Origin of the sequence: Mariniflexile sp. AS56 (genome assembly GCF_030552475.1) — a bacterium.
Taxonomy (GTDB): domain Bacteria; phylum Bacteroidota; class Bacteroidia; order Flavobacteriales; family Flavobacteriaceae; genus Mariniflexile.
Genome location: NZ_JAUPED010000011.1, coordinates 77,158 through 94,798, shown reverse-complemented (window position 1 = coordinate 94,798; position 17,641 = coordinate 77,158). Strand labels below are relative to the sequence as shown.

14 protein-coding genes are annotated in these 17,641 nt (G+C 36.1%); 6 read left to right on the top strand and 8 right to left on the bottom strand.

Annotated features, from left to right (window positions below):
• Nucleotides 1–179: 179 nt before the first annotated feature.
• The gene (locus tag Q5N74_RS14130; protein ID WP_304389548.1) at nt 180–1,061 is read right to left on the bottom strand and encodes an NAD(P)-dependent oxidoreductase; all 882 of its coding nucleotides are present in this window, start codon (nt 1,059–1,061) and stop codon (nt 180–182) included.
• A gap of 495 nt (nt 1,062–1,556) precedes the next feature.
• Between Q5N74_RS14130 and Q5N74_RS14125 the strand changes: the two genes are divergently transcribed.
• A complete protein-coding gene (locus tag Q5N74_RS14125; RefSeq protein WP_304389546.1) occupies nt 1,557–1,883 on the top strand; it encodes a multidrug efflux SMR transporter in 327 nt (108 codons plus the stop codon).
• Nucleotides 1,884–1,998: 115 nt separating this feature from the next.
• Nucleotides 1,999–3,213 carry a tRNA modification GTPase gene (locus Q5N74_RS14120; protein WP_304389545.1) on the top strand — a complete coding sequence of 405 codons (1,215 nt, stop codon included), beginning with the start codon at nt 1,999–2,001 and terminating at the stop codon, nt 3,211–3,213.
• A gap of 203 nt (nt 3,214–3,416) precedes the next feature.
• On the opposite strand, the gene glyA is transcribed toward Q5N74_RS14120, so the two are convergent.
• Entirely contained in the window at nt 3,417–4,688 is a 1,272-nt protein-coding gene (glyA, locus tag Q5N74_RS14115) for a serine hydroxymethyltransferase (protein ID WP_304389544.1), read from the bottom strand.
• Nucleotides 4,689–4,888: 200 nt separating this feature from the next.
• On the opposite strand from glyA, the gene fahA reads away from it, so the two are divergent.
• Nucleotides 4,889–6,172 carry a fumarylacetoacetase gene (fahA, locus tag Q5N74_RS14110; RefSeq protein WP_304389543.1) on the top strand — a complete coding sequence of 428 codons (1,284 nt, stop codon included), beginning with the start codon at nt 4,889–4,891 and terminating at the stop codon, nt 6,170–6,172.
• Between the two features lie 809 nt (nt 6,173–6,981).
• Complete coding sequence (locus tag Q5N74_RS14105; RefSeq protein ID WP_304389542.1) at nt 6,982–8,160, top strand: hypothetical protein; 1,179 nt, start codon at nt 6,982–6,984, stop codon at nt 8,158–8,160.
• A 104-nt stretch (nt 8,161–8,264) separates the two neighbouring features.
• Here Q5N74_RS14105 and Q5N74_RS14100 read toward each other — a convergent pair whose 3' ends face one another.
• The 6 genes from Q5N74_RS14100 to ytxJ form a co-directional block, all read right to left on the bottom strand.
• Complete coding sequence (locus Q5N74_RS14100; protein ID WP_304389541.1) at nt 8,265–9,701, bottom strand: sulfatase; 1,437 nt, start codon at nt 9,699–9,701, stop codon at nt 8,265–8,267.
• A gap of 330 nt (nt 9,702–10,031) precedes the next feature.
• Nucleotides 10,032–10,481 carry a hypothetical protein gene (locus tag Q5N74_RS14095; protein WP_304389540.1) on the bottom strand — a complete coding sequence of 150 codons (450 nt, stop codon included), beginning with the start codon at nt 10,479–10,481 and terminating at the stop codon, nt 10,032–10,034.
• Nucleotides 10,482–10,540: 59 nt separating this feature from the next.
• A complete protein-coding gene (locus Q5N74_RS14090; RefSeq protein ID WP_304389538.1) occupies nt 10,541–12,226 on the bottom strand; it encodes an RluA family pseudouridine synthase in 1,686 nt (561 codons plus the stop codon).
• A 100-nt stretch (nt 12,227–12,326) separates the two neighbouring features.
• A complete protein-coding gene (locus Q5N74_RS14085) occupies nt 12,327–12,740 on the bottom strand; it encodes an SRPBCC family protein (protein ID WP_304389536.1) in 414 nt (137 codons plus the stop codon).
• 154 nt (nt 12,741–12,894) lie between these two features.
• Complete coding sequence (locus tag Q5N74_RS14080) at nt 12,895–13,293, bottom strand: gamma-glutamylcyclotransferase (RefSeq protein ID WP_304389534.1); 399 nt, start codon at nt 13,291–13,293, stop codon at nt 12,895–12,897.
• A gap of 16 nt (nt 13,294–13,309) precedes the next feature.
• Complete coding sequence (gene ytxJ / locus Q5N74_RS14075) at nt 13,310–13,699, bottom strand: bacillithiol system redox-active protein YtxJ (RefSeq protein WP_304389533.1); 390 nt, start codon at nt 13,697–13,699, stop codon at nt 13,310–13,312.
• Between the two features lie 272 nt (nt 13,700–13,971).
• Here ytxJ and clpB point away from each other — a divergent pair, with 272 nt between their 5' ends.
• On the top strand, nt 13,972–16,578 hold the full coding sequence (clpB, locus tag Q5N74_RS14070; protein WP_304389532.1) for an ATP-dependent chaperone ClpB: 2,607 nt from the start codon (nt 13,972–13,974) through the stop codon (nt 16,576–16,578).
• Between the two features lie 330 nt (nt 16,579–16,908).
• Nucleotides 16,909–17,640: a deoxyribose-phosphate aldolase gene (gene deoC / locus Q5N74_RS14065; protein WP_304389531.1), complete on the top strand. Its 732-nt coding sequence runs from the start codon at nt 16,909–16,911 to the stop codon at nt 17,638–17,640.
• Nucleotide 17,641 lies beyond the last annotated feature (1 nt).

Below are 17,641 nucleotides of genomic sequence, written 5' to 3'. Positions count from 1 at the left end.
AAATTCGAGCCAATAAACTTAATAAAAAATTAACTAGATAGTCTTTACGGTATTACTCCTACTCCCATGAATGGATTAGAATACACAACCGTAAAGACTGACTTGTCGTGAATAAAGGTCATTTTATTGAAACTTAAATTCACAAGCATTAATTAGTATTAAAAAAGATTAATACACTTCTATTTCTCTAGTTTCATGAAGTAATCGAAAATTTCAGGAACATTTCCACTACCCATATCAGCACTAACAGCTGCTTTAAGGTTTGTAGAAGTAGCTTCAGCAATCAAAGATGTTGTACCAAGATCATTCATCATTTGCACAAAATACCCTAAATCTTTGTTAGCATTAGCTATAGAAAATCCTAAATCACTTACGTTGTCTACAGCGTAATTTTTACAGAATTTCATAAACGGAGAGTTCGAAGGCCCAGAAGACATGATATCAAACAGTTGCTGAGTATCTACACCTGCTAATTTCGCTGCTGCGAAAGCTTGCGACATAGCAACTACAGTTGTCATACCCATGAAATTATTAATCAGTTTAGTAGTATGTCCAGCACCTAGAGCACCTAGATAGAATACATTTTCACCCTGTTCATCAAGAACCGGTTTCACTTTCGCGAAAGTCTCCGCATCTCCAGCCGCCATAATGTTTAGCAGTCCGTCTTTTGCATGTGCAGGTGTGCGCCCTAGTGGAGCATCTATCATACCAGCACCCTTTTCAGCTAGGTCCTTACCTATTTTGATAGTCGATGCAGGAATTGAAGTTCCGAAATCAATCAAAACAGCTCCTTCTTTAATTCCAGCTAAGATACCATCTTCACCGTAAACTATCTTTTCAACAACTGCAGAAGTTGTAAGACAGAACATTACGATATCGCTCTTTTCAGCTAATTCTTTTGGCGTAGAAGCTTCAGTAGCATTACCGCGGGCGATAACTCTTGCAACTTCATCCTTATTAAGATCCATTACTATTAATTCGAATCCTCTTTTTTGTAGATTTTCAACCATGTTTCCGCCCATAAGGCCAAGTCCGATAAATCCGATAGTAGGTTTTTTCATATTTAATTGAATATTGTTAATGCAAAGATATGCATCTCTTTATTAAAATAGCTTACTCGACTGATAAAAATGAAATCCACAAAATTTGTAAAGAAAAGTTTTAATTTTCTAAAAAAACAATAAAAATGTTGAGAAATAATAACTTTCCAAAAACGCAAAAAACAATTCTATATCCTTAAAAAACAAAATACTACCGACAGCACTATCTTTAATTCATGCCTATTGATTTTGTGAATGAAAATGCAATAGCAGAAAGTCTTAATAATATTCTTAAAGGTGAATTTTATCTAGACCAAACCTTTACTAATATGGTTCACTAGAAAAAATACAATTAATTTATTCAACGAAATAAGATTACACTTATCTTTAGACTATAAAACACCGAATATACTGTATAAAATTAATTTTAACATGTAGTCATATTTCAGAATGAAACATATAATTACAGACCAAGACTGAAGACCAACAATCATCTCAAAAAGAAATTAACAACTAATGAATTGGATATTATTAATAATTGCCGGACTATTTGAAGTAGCTTTTGCAGCTTGTCTTGGAAAAGCAAAAGAATCAACAGGAGTTGAATCAACTTATTGGTATATAGGCTTCCTAGCCTGTTTAGTAATAAGCATGTCTCTTCTTATAAAAGTGACGCAACAACTGCCTATAGGCACGGCATATGCCGTATGGACAGGAATTGGAGCCGTAGGTACCGTTTTAGTTGGAATTCTCGTTTTTAAAGAACCCGCCACATTTTTGCGACTATTTTTTATTACTACATTAATTATCTCAATTATCGGACTAAAAGTAGTTTCACATTAAACGGATAAAACAAAAGGATAAATACAAATCAGAGGTCGATGCAAATCCGAAAATTTAAAGTAACAATCCCTACTGCCCATAGACGATAACTAAATAAAAACCAAATTATTACCAAATGAAAAACCAATTACTTATTCTTCTTTTTAGCATTTCATTTATTAATTGTTATGCTCAAATTACTTTCGAAAAGGGTTATTATATTAACAACAATAACGAAACTATAGAGTGTCAAATTAAAAATTTAGATTGGAGAAACAACCCTACTGAATTTGAATATAGACTTCAAGAAAACAGTGAATCTAAAAAAGAAAGCATAAAATTGGTTAAAGAATTTGGTATTAATAACATTTCAAAATACGTTAGAAGTACCGTAAATATCGATCGATCTAGTGATGTTATTAGTAATATGAATTACGACAAAAACCCTATCTTTAAAGAAGAAGTGATTTTTTTAAAGGTACTTCTTGAAGGAAAGTCTAATTTATATGAATATATTGACAGCAACCTGAGACGCTATTTTTACACCAATTCTACTTCCAATATTGAGCAACTGGTTCGTAAAAGCTATAAAACACATGAAAATCAAGTAGCTGAGAATACAACTTTTAGAAATCAATTATGGAATGATTTGAAATGCCCAAGTATCAGCATCAACCGAGTTAAAACCGTCGATTATACTAAAAAAGATTTAATTAAATTTTTCACGCTATACAGCACTTGTCATAAAACAGAATTCTCGAATTTTAAACAAAAAGAGAAAAGAGATTTTTTCAACTTAACACTTCGTCCACGCATAAATAGTTCGTCGTTAACCATGATGGAGAACTCTCAAGAAATGGATTACGGCACCAAAATTGGACTTGGGTTTGGAGTGGAATCTGAATTTATTTTACCTTTTAAAAAGGGTAAATGGAGTATTTTAATTGAACCGACCTTTCAATATTTTAAATACAAAAACACAACGGAATCAAACAACGTTTTTGGTGGCGAACTTACAGAAGAAGTCGATTATAACTCCATTGAAATTCCTATTAGCTTAAGGCATTATTTTTTTATCAACCCCAACTCAAAAATTTTCATAAACGCTTCTATAGTAACCGATTTAACTTTAGGATCTACCATTGAATTTACCAGAAAAGATGGTTCCACTATAAACTCATTAAAATTAGATTCAAGAAACAACTTAGCCATGGGGCTAGGTTATAAACACAACGACACCTATAGTTTTGAAATAAGATACCAAACGAGTAGAGAGGTCTTAGAACAGTACGGTTTTTTGAAAACAGATTATAAAACCTTGTCTTTTATAGTCGGTTATTCCATAATGTAGAAAAGAACGAATTAACCTGTTTTTTAGTTCATTAAATAAACAGAATCATTAAACTATTTGATCACACAGTCCTGACATCTGATTATTACGAGATCCATGATGCATAGATCCCAAAAACAAAAAATCCTGCATAAAGCAGGATTTTTTATTATATAGAGAGCTCTCTCATTTTAAAAATCTGAGAGCTCTTATTTACTATGTGACTATACAAATAATGGACGTCCAGCCATCATTGCATTTACTTTAACTTTAACAGCCGCTAAAACGTCTTCATTTTCATGATTCGTAATAACTTCATCAATTAAGTCAACAATTGCAATCATGTCATCATCTTTCAAACCTCTAGTTGTTACTGCAGCAGTACCAACACGAATACCAGATGTTACGAAAGGAGAACGTGTATCGAAAGGCACCATATTTTTATTTACAGTAATATCTGCTTTTACCAAGGCATTTTCAGCTTCTTTACCAGATATATCTTTGTTACGTAAATCAATTAACATACAGTGGTTATCGGTACCATCAGAAATGATATTGTATTCTTTCTCTACCAACGCTTTTGCCATAGTAGCAGCATTTGCTTTTACTTGTAATTGGTAATGTAAAAAATCATCAGTTAAAGCTTCACCAAAAGCAATCGCTTTAGCAGCAATAATGTGCTCTAATGGTCCACCTTGGTTTCCAGGGAATACCGCCGAATCCAATAAAGAAGACATTTTACGTAAACTACCATCTTTTAAAGTAATTCCGAATGGGTTCTCGAAATCTTGTCCCATCATAATCATACCCCCTCTTGGACCTCTTAAAGTCTTGTGAGTTGTTGTAGTTACAATGTGGCAATGTGGCATTGGGTCGTTTAAAATACCTTTTGCTATTAATCCTGCTGGATGTGAAATATCGGCCATTAAAATAGCACCAACACTATCAGCAATCACTCTAAAACGTTCAAAATCGATATCACGAGAATATGCAGATGCACCAGCAATTATTAATTTCGGGTTCTCTTTAGTAGCAATTTCTTGAATTTTATCATAATTTAAAACGCCTGTTTCCTGCTCTACACCGTAAAATACAGGATCGTATAATTTTCCAGAAAAGTTTACTGGAGAACCGTGTGTTAAATGGCCACCATGTGATAAATCGAATCCTAAAATTTTATCTCCAGGGTTTAAACATGCGTGATAAACCGCTGTGTTTGCTTGACTTCCAGAGTGTGGTTGTACGTTAACGTACACAGCACCAAACAAAGCCTTTGCTCTATCGATCGCTATTTGTTCTACTTCATCAACCACCTCACAACCACCGTAGTAGCGTTTACCTGGGTAACCTTCAGCATATTTATTGGTTAATACAGAGCCTGCAGCTTCCATTACTTGTGGGCTTACAAAATTCTCTGATGCAATAAGTTCTATACCATTAAGTTGGCGTTCTTTTTCAGCTTCAATTAGTTCAAAAATTTGTTCGTCGCGTTGCATAAAATTAATTTCTTGTTAAATATTCGGCAAAAATAACAAATAGATTAGTTAAATACACCAAAAAACATATATTTACTTGTAAGTTTTCAACTGTTTTATTAACGGTTAAAAGAAACCTAATTTTTATGCATTTTATTCCATTAAAATGAAAAAAATGTGTACGTTTGAATATAATTCAATAAACATTAAACTTTAAAGTTATGCCATTAACAGCTAACAATCCAGATAGAAAATCGTGGTTACACGTCGATAAAAATTCAGATTTCCCAATACAAAACATTCCGTTTGGGGTCTTTTTAACACGCGATGACATTGTAACTATTGGTACTAGAATTGGAGATACCGCTATCGATTTGGGGGCGTTACACCAATTAGGGTATTTTGAAGGTATTCCGTTAACGGATGATATCTTTCTTCAAGACACATTGAATGATTTTATTGCCGATGGCCGTAAAACATGGCGTGCTGTTAGGAATAGAATTGCTGATATTTTTGACAGCAACAACAAAACATTAAAAGACAACAAACACCATAAAGAGATTGTTCTTTTTAGATTGGATGAAATTGAGATGCAATTACCAGTGCAAATTGGCGATTACACCGATTTTTACTCAAGCATCGAGCACGCTACCAATGTAGGCACCATGTTTAGAGATCCAGACAACGCCTTATTACCAAACTGGTTACACATACCTGTTGGTTACCATGGTAGAAGTTCATCTATCATTCCTTCAGGGATTCCTGTTCACAGACCACAGGGGCAAACGCTTCCTAATGGCGCTGATGCACCTGTATTCGGCCCAAGTAGATTGGTAGATTTTGAATTAGAAATGGCTTTTATTACTACCGATGCTAATGATTTGGGTGAACCTATCCCTATTAAAGAAGCAGAAGAATACATTTTTGGATTGGTATTATTAAATGATTGGAGTGCACGCGATATTCAAAAATGGGAATATGTGCCACTAGGACCGTTTTTAGCTAAAAGCTTTGCATCGTCTATTTCACCGTGGATTGTAACACTTGACGCTTTAGAGCCGTACCGTGTGGAAGGACCAAAACCTTTAAAACCACAATTAGAATACCTTCAATTTAAAGGTAAAAAGAGTTACGATATTAATTTAGAAGTTTCCATTCGTCCAAGTGGTGCTAAAGAAACAGTTGTTAGCAAATCTAATTTCAAGTATATGTACTGGAATATGGCGCAACAACTAGCACACCATACTATAAATGGTTGTCCAATAAATTCTGGTGACATGATGGGAAGCGGTACCATTTCTGGACCAACACCCGATTCTTACGGTTCGATGTTAGAATTGTCTTGGAGAGGTGAAAAACCAATTAAAATGAAAGATGGTAGCGAGCGCAGCTTTATAAACGACAACGATACGGTTATAATGCGTGGTTTCTGTGAAAAAGACGGCACTCGTATTGGTTTTGGTGAAGTTTCTACTAAGTTACTACCTGTTTTTAAACGCAAATAATTTAGAAATCGGCATAGCGAAAGCAAGCATGCTAATTTTTTAAAATTAAAATATAATGAGATTCTAAATCCTGCAAGGTTTCAATACTTTGCAGGATTTTGTATTTCAATCCCACCGTCATTGCGAACGCAGTGAAGCAATCCCATGAAAAGAAACGTCATTGCGAGGAACGAAGCAATCTCATGAAATTAATTCGAAAGTGAATATTCAACTCAAAAACAATGAGATTACTTCAGTCGTGCCTCCTTCGTAATGACGCTTAATTAGATGTTTTTCTTTAGAATATCACAAGAAACGAAGCAATCTCATCAAACCTACCGTCATTGCGAACGCAGTGAAGCAATCTCATGAAAAGAAACGTCATTGCGAGGAACGAAGCAATCTCATCAAATCAATTCGAAAGTGAATATTCAACTCAAAAACAATGAGATTAATTCAGTCCTACCTCCTTCGTAATGACGCTTAATTAGACGTTTTTCTTTAGAATATCACAAGAAACAAAGCAATATCATCAAACCCACCGTCATTGCGAACGCAGTGAAGCAATCCCATGAAAAGAAACGTCATTGCGAGGAACGAAGCAATCTCACCAAATCAATTCCAAAGTGAATATTCAACTCAAAAACAATGAGATTACTTCAGCCCTACCTGCTTCACTATAACGTAAATTAATGAGATAATCCGAATACAATTCCTATTAAAAAAGCAATATTTAATCATTTAAACGGATTTATTAGTATTTAATCTATTCTTTCGCTATTTTGGCACCCTTATTGGAAACACACCCAAATAAACCAAACGTAAACCTCATGATAAGAACATTACTTTCTGCATTACTAATAGCCTGCATCTTATCTTGCAGCACTAGTAAACAAATTGAAAAATCGTTAAGTACTGGTAATTACGACCAAGCTATTTATAACGCCATTAGTAAATTACGTACTAACAAAGACAAAAAAGGGAAAGCCGATTTTATCGCCATGCTTCAAGAAGCTTATAATAAAGCCAACGAACGCGATTTAACCGACATCAATTTCCTTAAAAAGGACAACAATCCGGAAAATTATTTACATATTTACGATATGTATCTAGTTTTAAAAAACCGCCAAGAACTTATAAAACCTTTACTACCATTGGCTATTAATGGTAAAACGGTCCAGTTTAATATGGTCGATTATTCCAACGACATCATCAAATTTAAAAACGATGCGTCTTTACAAATCTATAACAACGCATTAGCACTTTTAAAATCTAAAAACAAGCTAGATTCCAGACAAGCATTTCAAATGTTTAAGGATATTGAAGACATCAACCCTAATTATAAAGATGTTCGCAGCCTTTTAGATGTAGCACACACACAAGGCATCGATTTTGTACTGGTAGATATGGTTAACGATACCCGAAAAGTGATTCCAACCCGTTTGCAAGACGATTTATTAAACTTTAGCACGTACGGTCTTAATAATTTATGGACCGTTTACCACAACACCGCCGTTAAAGAGGTGCGATACGATTACAACATGCGCTTTAATTTAAGAGAGATTAACCTTTCTCCTGAACAAATTAAGGAACGTCAAATTATAAAAGAAAAACAAATTGCTGATGGTAAAAAAGATTTACTAGACAGCAAAGGCAATAAAGTAAAAGACAGCCTTGGCGCGACTATTCAAGTTGATAAACTAATAACCATTCGTTGCCAATACGAGGAAAACACCCAATTTAAATCGGTGCAAGTTACAGGTAATGTCGAATATGTGAATTTAAACACCAAACAGTTGGTAGATGCTTTTCCTATAAGCAGCGAATATGTATTTCAACATATTTTCGCAAGTGTACGCGGTGACGACCGTGCTTTAGAAACCACACTTTTACCTTACTTAAAAAACCGTCGTGTGCCCTTCCCTACCGAAGAACAAATGATTTACGATACCGGTGAAGATTTAAAAGCACAACTCAAAAAAATTATAAGTTCCTACGTTTTGAATTAGAACAAACCGTTCTAGCACAAGCTAGAATTTCGGTATACAAAACAAAAAACCTCTAAATTACTTTAGAGGTTTTTTTGTGGGTTTTAGGTGAAATTTATCAGAAATTATTCAGCGTATCGTGGCCATTTAGCTTGTATAACTCCCTTTAAGCCCTGTACTAGTGCCGGGTTTGTACTTGCTATGTTTTCAGTTTCATTTCCTGTTTGTGTATGGTCATACAACTCCACAAACCCATCATCATGAAGTGTGAATCTATGGGTATTTGTTCGTATTGTACTAGCGTGTCTAAAGTATGCAAACGCAGGATGCCCTTCGGCATTTGGATCTTCCATTACGTTTTTTAAGGATACGCCTTGCGCAAAATCAGGAGTTTCAATACCCGTTAAATCGCAAAGCGTTGGAAATATATCCAGAGTTTCTACAATAGCACTTGTATTAACATCCGCATTTTTCATACCCGGATACTGAATAATCAGCGGTGCATGCAACGATTCCTCAAACAAACTGTGTTTGCCCCAAATAGCATGTTCACCTAAATGCCAACCATGGTCGCCCCAAAGTATGACAATGGTATTTTTATCGGCGCCCGTGCGCTTCAATTCAGCAAGCACTTTTCCCACTTGAGCATCTGCATAGCTCACACAAGCGGCATAATGCCGGCGTACCTCATCTGCAAAATCACTATCTGTATTCGGGTCTTTACCCCAACGGTTGTAATTCATAAATTCACCCGATGGATGCCAAGTCGTTCTCCCCTCTGGTTTTTGCGTGTTTTTTGGTTCTGGAAATTCAACACCATCATACATATCTAAATACTGTTTAGGTGCACCAAAAGGTAAATGAGGTTTAATAAGTCCAACTGCAAGGAAAAAAGGTTGCGCTTTATCTGCTGAAAGCGCTCGTAATTGGTTTAGTGCTACTTCCGTAATCGCACCATCTGGATAAATATTGTCATTGCCAGTTGCAGATTGAAAAACATCCATATCCCCTGCTTTTTTCCGAATGTCGCCATGAGCCAACCCATGCATCGCGCCACGTGGGTGCTCCCATTCCGTAACAGGCATCAAGTGTTTATCCCACGCATTTGGCATTTCAATAACAGTGCTATCGTTCCAATCTTGACCACCTCTACCACCTGGGTGGTGCGATACTTTCCCAACCGACACGGTTTTATACCCCTGTTTTCTAAACCACTCGGGCATACTCGGGGCGACGGTTTCACTTCCTTTTTCTAGGTTTTGAGACCGTTGGAAAAGCGCATCGTTAGTTGCGGGTCCATATTGCCCTGTTAATAAGGTATAACGCGAAGGACCGCAACTAGGTGCATTCACAAAATGTTTTTGAAATGAAACACCTTGCTTTGCCAACTGGTCGATGTTTGGAGAAATGATGTGCTTCGCTCCAAAGCTTTTCAACTCCGGGCGTAAATCATCCACACAAATTAATAGAATATTGAGTTTTTTATCGGGTGTTGTGGTTTTACAACCCACCAACAATAAAACGCCTAATGCCACGCAAAGAATAGGTATTGATCTCCTCATTTTAATATTTTATAAAAAGATATTGAGTGAATTTAACATTTTATCGCTTTAAAAACGAAGTGGTTGTATGGCTTGTTATTAGGAGTTGTTAACATGTTGCACGCTAACCTATAGATTTTACCACTTCTAATCGGTGGGACTGAACTTATTGCGGATAATAAGATCATTGGAACACCTGTAAATCACATCCGATTCTCTATAGAAAAGCTGATAATAACATTCTGAAAATCGTTAGAATTCTGAATAAGGGTTTGGATATTAAAAGCGACTGATACATACAACTCCTCAAATAATTTATAAATTTTTCAATTCCTTCGGAACCTTCGTTTTTCAAAAATATAATTGAAACTTTCTATCTTCAATTAGAATCATAACGGGTTCATGATTCTGAGGAAAATCAAAATACAAAGTCTTTTTTATATTCTTATTTCCTTTAATTTTCTTCTTCTTTTCTGAAAATGGTTTTGAAAAGTAAACAGGGTACCTATTATTTAACCTGTCAAGTGCATAAACATTTTCGTAATTTAAATAAATGGGCGTTTTCCCAGTGTTTTTAATAACTAATTGTATCATTTTAATTGAACCTTGCACAGCCCGAAAAGTACTAGATCTTTGAACAGCATATCTATCTACTACTTTTAAAACCTGAATATCCAAATTTTTAAAATCAGGATTTTGCCCAAAACAACAAGAACTTGTAAATAGAAACAATATTGGAATAATACTTAAACACTTTAAAAAATTTGCCATATTATATTTTGATATAAATTTTCTAAACATTCAACTCAAACAAATTTAGGGTTTTCCTACTAAAAAAAATAATAACACAACCCAACATCCTAAAAAGGCACCTTACAACTCACCGTAAGTACTTCGTTAATAATAGGATGCGTAAAAATAATTTGTTCGGCGTGTAAGTGGAGACGGTTGGCTTTGGTGCCGTAGAGATCGTCGCCAACAATAGGTGTTTGCAAGCCTTCGCTGTGGGCAGCGTGTACACGTAATTGGTGGGTGCGCCCCGTAATGGGGTAAAAATAGACACGGGTTTTACCGTTTTCGGTAGCGATTACTTCGTAGTTCGTGGTACCCGGTTTGCCATGCGTGTAGCATACCAATTGTTGTGGGCGGTTATCTAAATCGACACGTAACGGCAAATTTATAGTCCCCTTGGTGCTGGGTAATAATCCATCTAACACAGCCACATAGCGTTTTTTTACGCTGCGGTCTATAAACTGTTTTTGCAACTGCTTATACACGCGTTTGCTTTTGGCTACCAACAACAAACCCGAGGTAGACATATCTAAACGGTGTACCAACAAAGGCCCTGTGGCATTTGGTAAATACTGCTGCATTCTGCTTAACACCGACTCGTTGATGTTTTTTCCGGGAACCGATAAAAACTCATGAGGCTTATTTACCAATAAGAGATGCTCATCTTCATAAACAATATCCAAGGTTTGGTTCAACACAATTTGGTCTTCAATAGGGTTTGGGTCTATTTCCAAACCTTGCATCATGTGCCCTAAAATAGGTTCGCACTTGCTACGGCAAGATGGGTAAAACTGTTGGTGTTTCCGAACTTCAGACTTTGGAGAAGCTCCCCACCAAAATTCGGCCATCGCGATGGGTTGCAACTTATTTTCATACGCATATTGAAACAATTTAGGCGCAGCACATTCCCCCGAACCCGCAGGTGGTATAGGCGAAGTGGTTTCTTTGAAAATATCTAGTAAATCTTTGGTATTGCCTGCTGCGTTTAAAAACTGGTACTGCTCGTGAATGCGTTTTTGTAAAGACGCCGATAAGGTTGCACGCTTCGTTTTTGAGTCTTGAATGGGTTGTGTAAAACTATTTAAATGTATTTCCGCTTCTTGTATGCGCTGCTCCCCTTCTATTTTAAGATGCTTTAAACGTATTTGGTAACCAATACTCTGTTGACTTAAAGTTTCAACAAACACAACGTAAGCTTCGGCCGTCATAGTTTCCTTTGCAGCTTCACGTTGTTGGTTTCTGTGTTGCTTAGCAGTTTTAATTTCGGTTTTAAGAGCTTTTAGTGTTTCCGCGAAAGCGTTTTTACTTTCTAAAACATGTGCCTGTGCCGTTATATACGCGGAAGCCTGCCCTAAACGTTCAATCTCTGCATTGATGGCGTTTAATTGTGCTTCGCCTTTTTTATAAAAACCAGCTTCGTTTAAAGTATTATAAACAGTGGGCACAAAACCTTTAAGATGGTTGCTATCTGCCAATTTACCAGAGAATGCTGCTAGATACCCCAATTCACCTTTGGTAGTTTTTACCACCATAACGCCAAACATTTTACCTATTATGAGTCCGTTTTGGTTGGGATTCAAACCAAAATTATGCATAAAATCCGTTTGAGTCTCTAAATACTGTTGCAATTGTTTTGCTGCCAACAAACTTAAAGCGTGTGGCTGGTAATAAAAGGGAAAAGTGAATTTTTTGGGTAATTCTATTCCCGAATCGTTCGTTAAAGGATGATATAGTGAGGTATTAAAATGCTGCATAGTTGGTTTACAAAACGCTGCAAAGAAACAAAATTATAAGGAATATGAGGTTTTTGGTTCACAATGCCCCCGTTTGAAGATTGAAGGACACGACATGTTTTTATTTACTTTCCACGTAGGCTTTGAAATTATTCAAAATAGCTAGCCATCCGTTTTGCTGCATCTCCACCGAGTTTAGGTTTTCAGGGTCGAACACCTCAGTTAACTTGGTTTCATGACCGTTTTCTTCAAAAATAACCATAACCTGTCGCCCATCGGCCATAGTGTAGGCTATTTTCTTATGGGTGATAACCTCCTTGTAAACCCCTTCAAAATCAAAATTTATGATACCATCTTTAGAAGACATTCTTATGGAAAATTGACCGCCCACTCGTAAATCGTTCGCGGCCTTAGGGCAACACCAATCATTTGAAGCAAAATTCCATTTTACAATATGCTTCGGAATTGTCCAAAAATCCCAAACCTTATGCAACGCTGCGTTCACAATTACCTCAACAATGATTTTACTTTTCATTATAGTAATTATTAAAAGAATACCCTTCCTAAAGGTAATAATAATTACAATTAAATCAAAAAATATAGGCTGGTAAAAAGATGATGAACCACTTTTTACCAGCCTATATTTTTAATATTCTAGGCGCATCTAAACGCCCTATAACTATATATCTTTACTTATCTAGGTAATTCCCAGAGCCAATTTGTTTTAAATTCTCAGTGGAATTATTATAGGTATACACCCAGGTTTTTACAGGCTCTTGCGTGTCTAGTTTGGCCTCAATTAAGGTGCGTGTATACTCGTTTGCATGTTCGCCCGTATCACCAATGCCTTCATAATCATCCAAAACTTTAAAGGTTTTTTCAGCATTTAGAATTTTAAACACATGCCCATGAACTCTATGGTTTGGGTTATCGCTTAAAATAGCGCCCGGATACCAGGAAATTTCAAAGAGATTCCCTTGAAAGCTACCAACACCCACGAACTCGGAGTTTCTTTCTAAAAACTTAGACATATAACTCTCAAAATCTTTTAAGAGCGTGCCGTATACGAATAGAAAATCAGATGTCATTTATAAAAAAACAGGATTAAATAAATTCGCTTAAATCGATGCTGTTTATAGCTCCATGGCTATCAAACTTCACAACAACCCCATTTTTAATAATAAGTAGTTGCGGCGATTCATGCATAACTTGGAAGGTAGCAGCTATTTCGCCAGAAATGTCGCGGTGGTTAAGCAAATCTAAATAATACAAATCCACATCGTTTTCTGTTACATTATAAGCACTTTCAAACTGCTTTATAACCATTCTACTAATACCACAACGGGTAGAATGCTTAAATATAACCTGTGTTTTGGTGGCCGATTTGGTTTTAATGTCTGTTAATTGTGCTAATTCGGTTAACGGAATCCAAGGCAATGCCTTTTTATCTTTTTCTTCTGTTGAACCACTAAATAATTTATTAAATATACCCATGTAACTATTTTTTATTCCGCGAAAGCGAACTTTTTATGATCATTAATTATATTATGTAAGTCGGAAACATTTCAAAATCTTACAAACTGACTAAAAGTCACTAAAAACCAGCACTTAACCGACATTTTGTCTTTAAAATCGTACTGGTAAGATTATTGACTTATTCAAGTTGTAAAAGTAAAATAATTAAAAATATTTTTGCTTTACATTGAAAAGAAAAAGAAACATGAATTAGATTTCCTTGATGAAAGGAATGATAAAAACAAAACCATATGAATTTAAATAATTATACCATAAAATCGCAGGAAGCCATACAGCAAGCACAGCAGTTGGCGCAAGGTTTTGGGCATCAGCAAATTGAAAACGAGCATTTTTTTAAAGGCATTTTTGAAGTAGACGAAAACGTACTTCCTTTCATTTTAAAAAAATTGAATGTAAACATCAACATTCTAGAACAAGCCTTAGATAAACAATTGGAAAGCTTCCCAAAAGTTTCTGGTAGCGAACTCATGCTATCGCGTGAAGCAAGCAAAACACTAAATGAAGCCGCTATTATTGCAAAAAAAATGAAGGATGATTATGTGTCTGTAGAACATTTAATCATTGCCGTTTTTAAATCGAATAGCAAAATAGCACAGATGCTAAAAGACCAAGGTGTTACCGAAAAAACACTAACGGCAAGCATTAATGAATTGCGCAAAGGAGAGAATGTAACCTCACAAAGTCAAGAAGACACCTATAATTCGCTTAATAAATATGCGAAAAATTTAAATCAACTTGCTAAAGATGGTAAACTAGATCCTGTAATTGGGCGTGATGAAGAAATTAGAAGAATTCTTCAAATATTATCGCGAAGAACAAAAAACAACCCCATTTTAATTGGAGAACCTGGAACAGGTAAAACAGCCATTGCCGAAGGTTTGGCACATAGAATTATAGATGGCGATATCCCTGAAAATCTAAAAGACAAACAAATTTTCGCTTTAGATATGGGCTCACTAATTGCAGGCGCGAAATACAAAGGCGAATTTGAGGAACGTTTGAAAGCCGTTATAAAAGAAGTCACAAGCAGCGAAGGTGATATTGTATTGTTTATTGATGAAATACACACACTTGTAGGTGCTGGTGGCGGACAAGGAGCTATGGATGCTGCCAATATTCTAAAACCCGCTTTAGCGCGTGGTGAATTGCGAGCTATTGGAGCCACAACTTTAGATGAGTATCAAAAATACTTTGAGAAAGACAAAGCTCTAGAACGTCGTTTCCAAAAAGTAATGGTTGAGGAGCCAGATACAGAAAGTGCTATTTCGATACTTCGAGGTATTAAAGAAAAGTATGAAACTCACCACAAAGTTCGCATAAAAGACGAAGCGATTATTGGCGCCGTAGAACTATCACAACGCTACATTACCAACAGGTTTTTGCCAGATAAAGCGATTGACCTCATGGACGAAGCCGCTGCCAAATTACGCATGGAAATTAATTCGAAGCCCGAAGAACTGGACGTTTTAGACAGAAAGATCATGCAGTTGGAAATTGAAATTGAAGCCATAAAACGCGAAAAAGACGAAAGCAAACTTAAAGTACTGCGCGCCGATTTAGCAAACATTAAAGAACAACGTAACGAAATAAATGCCAAGTGGAAGAGTGAAAAAGAGGTTGTAGACAACATCCAAAACACTAAACAAGCCATTGAAAACTACAAACTAGAAGCCGAACGTGCCGAACGCGATGGCGATTACGGTAAAGTAGCCGAATTACGCTATGGAAAAATAAAGGAAGCGCAAGCAGAACTAGAAACCTTCCAGAAGCAATTACAGGCCCAATCTGAGCACTCTTTGATAAAAGAGGAGGTTACTTATGATGATATCGCTGAAGTGGTCGCAAAATGGACCGGAATTCCCGTTACCAAAATGCTACAAAGCGAACGCGAAAAATTATTGAAGCTAGAAAACCAGCTGCACAAACGCGTGGTAGGACAAGAAGAGGCTATTGAAGCGGTAAGTGATGCGGTACGCAGAAGTCGTGCCGGGTTACAAAACCCCAAAAAACCCATTGGCAGCTTTTTGTTTTTAGGAACCACAGGCGTTGGTAAAACCGAGTTAGCGAAAGCTTTAGCGGAATACCTGTTTGATGATGAAAATTCGATGACACGTATAGACATGAGCGAATACCAAGAACGCCATGCGGTAAGCCGATTGGTTGGCGCACCTCCAGGATATGTTGGTTATGATGAAGGCGGCCAATTAACAGAAGCCGTAAGACGTAAACCCTACTCTGTAGTTTTGCTAGATGAAATTGAAAAAGCACATCCAGACACTTTCAATATTTTATTACAAGTGCTAGATGAAGGGCATTTAACGGACAACAAAGGACGTGTAGCCGATTTTAAAAACACCATTATTATCATGACCTCCAACATAGGAAGCCAGATTATACAGGAGCGCTTTGAAGCCACAAAAGACATTAATTCTGCTATCGAAGCTGCCAAAGTGGATGTTTTAGCTTTATTGAAACAAAGCGTACGCCCAGAGTTTTTAAACAGAATTGACGACACTGTCATGTTCACCCCTTTAAATAAAGAGAATATAACAGCCATTGTAAAACTACAGCTAAAAGGCATTACAAAAATGATTGGACAACAAGGCATCACTTTTGATACCACTCAAGAAGCTATTAATTATTTAGCTGAGAAAGGATACAACCCCGAATATGGCGCTCGCCCAGTAAAACGCGTGATTCAGAAAGAGGTTTTAAACGCCCTAAGTAAAGAGATTTTAGCAGGTAAAGTCACCACAGACAGCATTATACTTTTAGATGCTTTCGACGACCAATTGGTTTTTAGAAACCAAGGCGATATGGTTACCGAAACTATTTAATTACAGTTTTTTGTAACAAAAAAGTTAAAACTTAGACACATAGTTGGTTGGTTAGCAAAAGCAACATGATTCTTCTCGGAGATGAGTGTTGCTTTTCATTTTTCACCCCTTCGACAAACAACCACCCTCTCAAATTACATAATATTCTAAAAACAAGTCAGTTAAATGAATTATCCGAAAAATTTTCTTTAAAAAATGTTGTTTTATCGGATAAATATGAATTTAATCGTTATTTTTGTTTCAAGTAAGGTCCCAAACTCTACTCAATAATACTAACAATTTAGATTTGTTACCCTAATAGCAAATCCCTAAAAAAAACCTATTAATAGCATGGATATATCCAAATGTATTGACTATTCTTTACTTCAAGCGACCTCTTCAGAGCGCGATATCATCAACCTTTGCCACGAAGCAAAGCTAAATAATGTTTTTGCCGTTTGTATAAACACCGCATATGTAGCCCTTGCAAAACAACTTCTAGATGGTACCGATGTTAAAATAGCATCTGTAGTCGGCTTTCCGTTAGGTGCCACCTCTACTGCTGCTAAAGTGTATGAAGCCCAAAAAGCCATTGAAGATGGTGCTGATGAAATTGAAATGGTTATCAACCTCGGGTTTCTTAAAAGCAAAAACTACGTGTCGGTTTTAAAAGACATTATCGATGTTAAAATGGCGATTAAAAACACCCCTCTAAAGGTGATTTTAGAAATATCAGAATTAAACAAAAATGAAATTATTAAAGCCTGCAACATCTGTATTGATGCGCATGCCGACGTTATAAAAACCTCTAGCGGCTTCTCGAAAAGCGGAGCTACTTTTACAGCCACAAAAATCATTAAAAAAACCATAAAGAACCAAGCACAAATAATGGTTTCAGGCGGTATTGAAGATTATGAAACAGCCGTTAAATACCTAGAAGCAGGCGCCGATAGAGTTGGAACTGCCAGAAACATAAAAGCTTCAAACAGCTCACTTCAAAATAGAAATATTAAAATTTTCAAGAAATACTCAGAAAACACACAAAGACAAACAATTGAAGTAGACGCGATTATTATTCAATAAT

What these genes read in the sequence shown, in the direction of transcription:
- Q5N74_RS14095 (WP_304389540.1), bottom strand. Translation starts at nt 10,481, where the DNA reads ATGTTTAGAAAATTTATATCAAAATATAATATGGCAAATTTTTTAAAG.
- Q5N74_RS14120 (WP_304389545.1), top strand. Translation starts at nt 1,999, where the DNA reads ATGAAAAACCAATTACTTATTCTTCTTTTTAGCATTTCATTTATTAAT.
- Q5N74_RS14125 (WP_304389546.1), top strand. Translation starts at nt 1,557, where the DNA reads ATGAATTGGATATTATTAATAATTGCCGGACTATTTGAAGTAGCTTTT.
- Q5N74_RS14105 (WP_304389542.1), top strand. Translation starts at nt 6,982, where the DNA reads ATGATAAGAACATTACTTTCTGCATTACTAATAGCCTGCATCTTATCT.
- Q5N74_RS14085 (WP_304389536.1), bottom strand. Translation starts at nt 12,740, where the DNA reads ATGAAAAGTAAAATCATTGTTGAGGTAATTGTGAACGCAGCGTTGCAT.
- Q5N74_RS14130 (WP_304389548.1), bottom strand. Translation starts at nt 1,061, where the DNA reads ATGAAAAAACCTACTATCGGATTTATCGGACTTGGCCTTATGGGCGGA.
- Q5N74_RS14090 (WP_304389538.1), bottom strand. Translation starts at nt 12,226, where the DNA reads ATGCAGCATTTTAATACCTCACTATATCATCCTTTAACGAACGATTCG.
- Q5N74_RS14100 (WP_304389541.1), bottom strand. Translation starts at nt 9,701, where the DNA reads ATGAGGAGATCAATACCTATTCTTTGCGTGGCATTAGGCGTTTTATTG.
- glyA (WP_304389544.1), bottom strand. Translation starts at nt 4,688, where the DNA reads ATGCAACGCGACGAACAAATTTTTGAACTAATTGAAGCTGAAAAAGAA.
- ytxJ (WP_304389533.1), bottom strand. Translation starts at nt 13,699, where the DNA reads ATGGGTATATTTAATAAATTATTTAGTGGTTCAACAGAAGAAAAAGAT.
- fahA (WP_304389543.1), top strand. Translation starts at nt 4,889, where the DNA reads ATGCCATTAACAGCTAACAATCCAGATAGAAAATCGTGGTTACACGTC.
- Q5N74_RS14080 (WP_304389534.1), bottom strand. Translation starts at nt 13,293, where the DNA reads ATGACATCTGATTTTCTATTCGTATACGGCACGCTCTTAAAAGATTTT.
- deoC (WP_304389531.1), top strand. Translation starts at nt 16,909, where the DNA reads ATGGATATATCCAAATGTATTGACTATTCTTTACTTCAAGCGACCTCT.
- clpB (WP_304389532.1), top strand. Translation starts at nt 13,972, where the DNA reads ATGAATTTAAATAATTATACCATAAAATCGCAGGAAGCCATACAGCAA.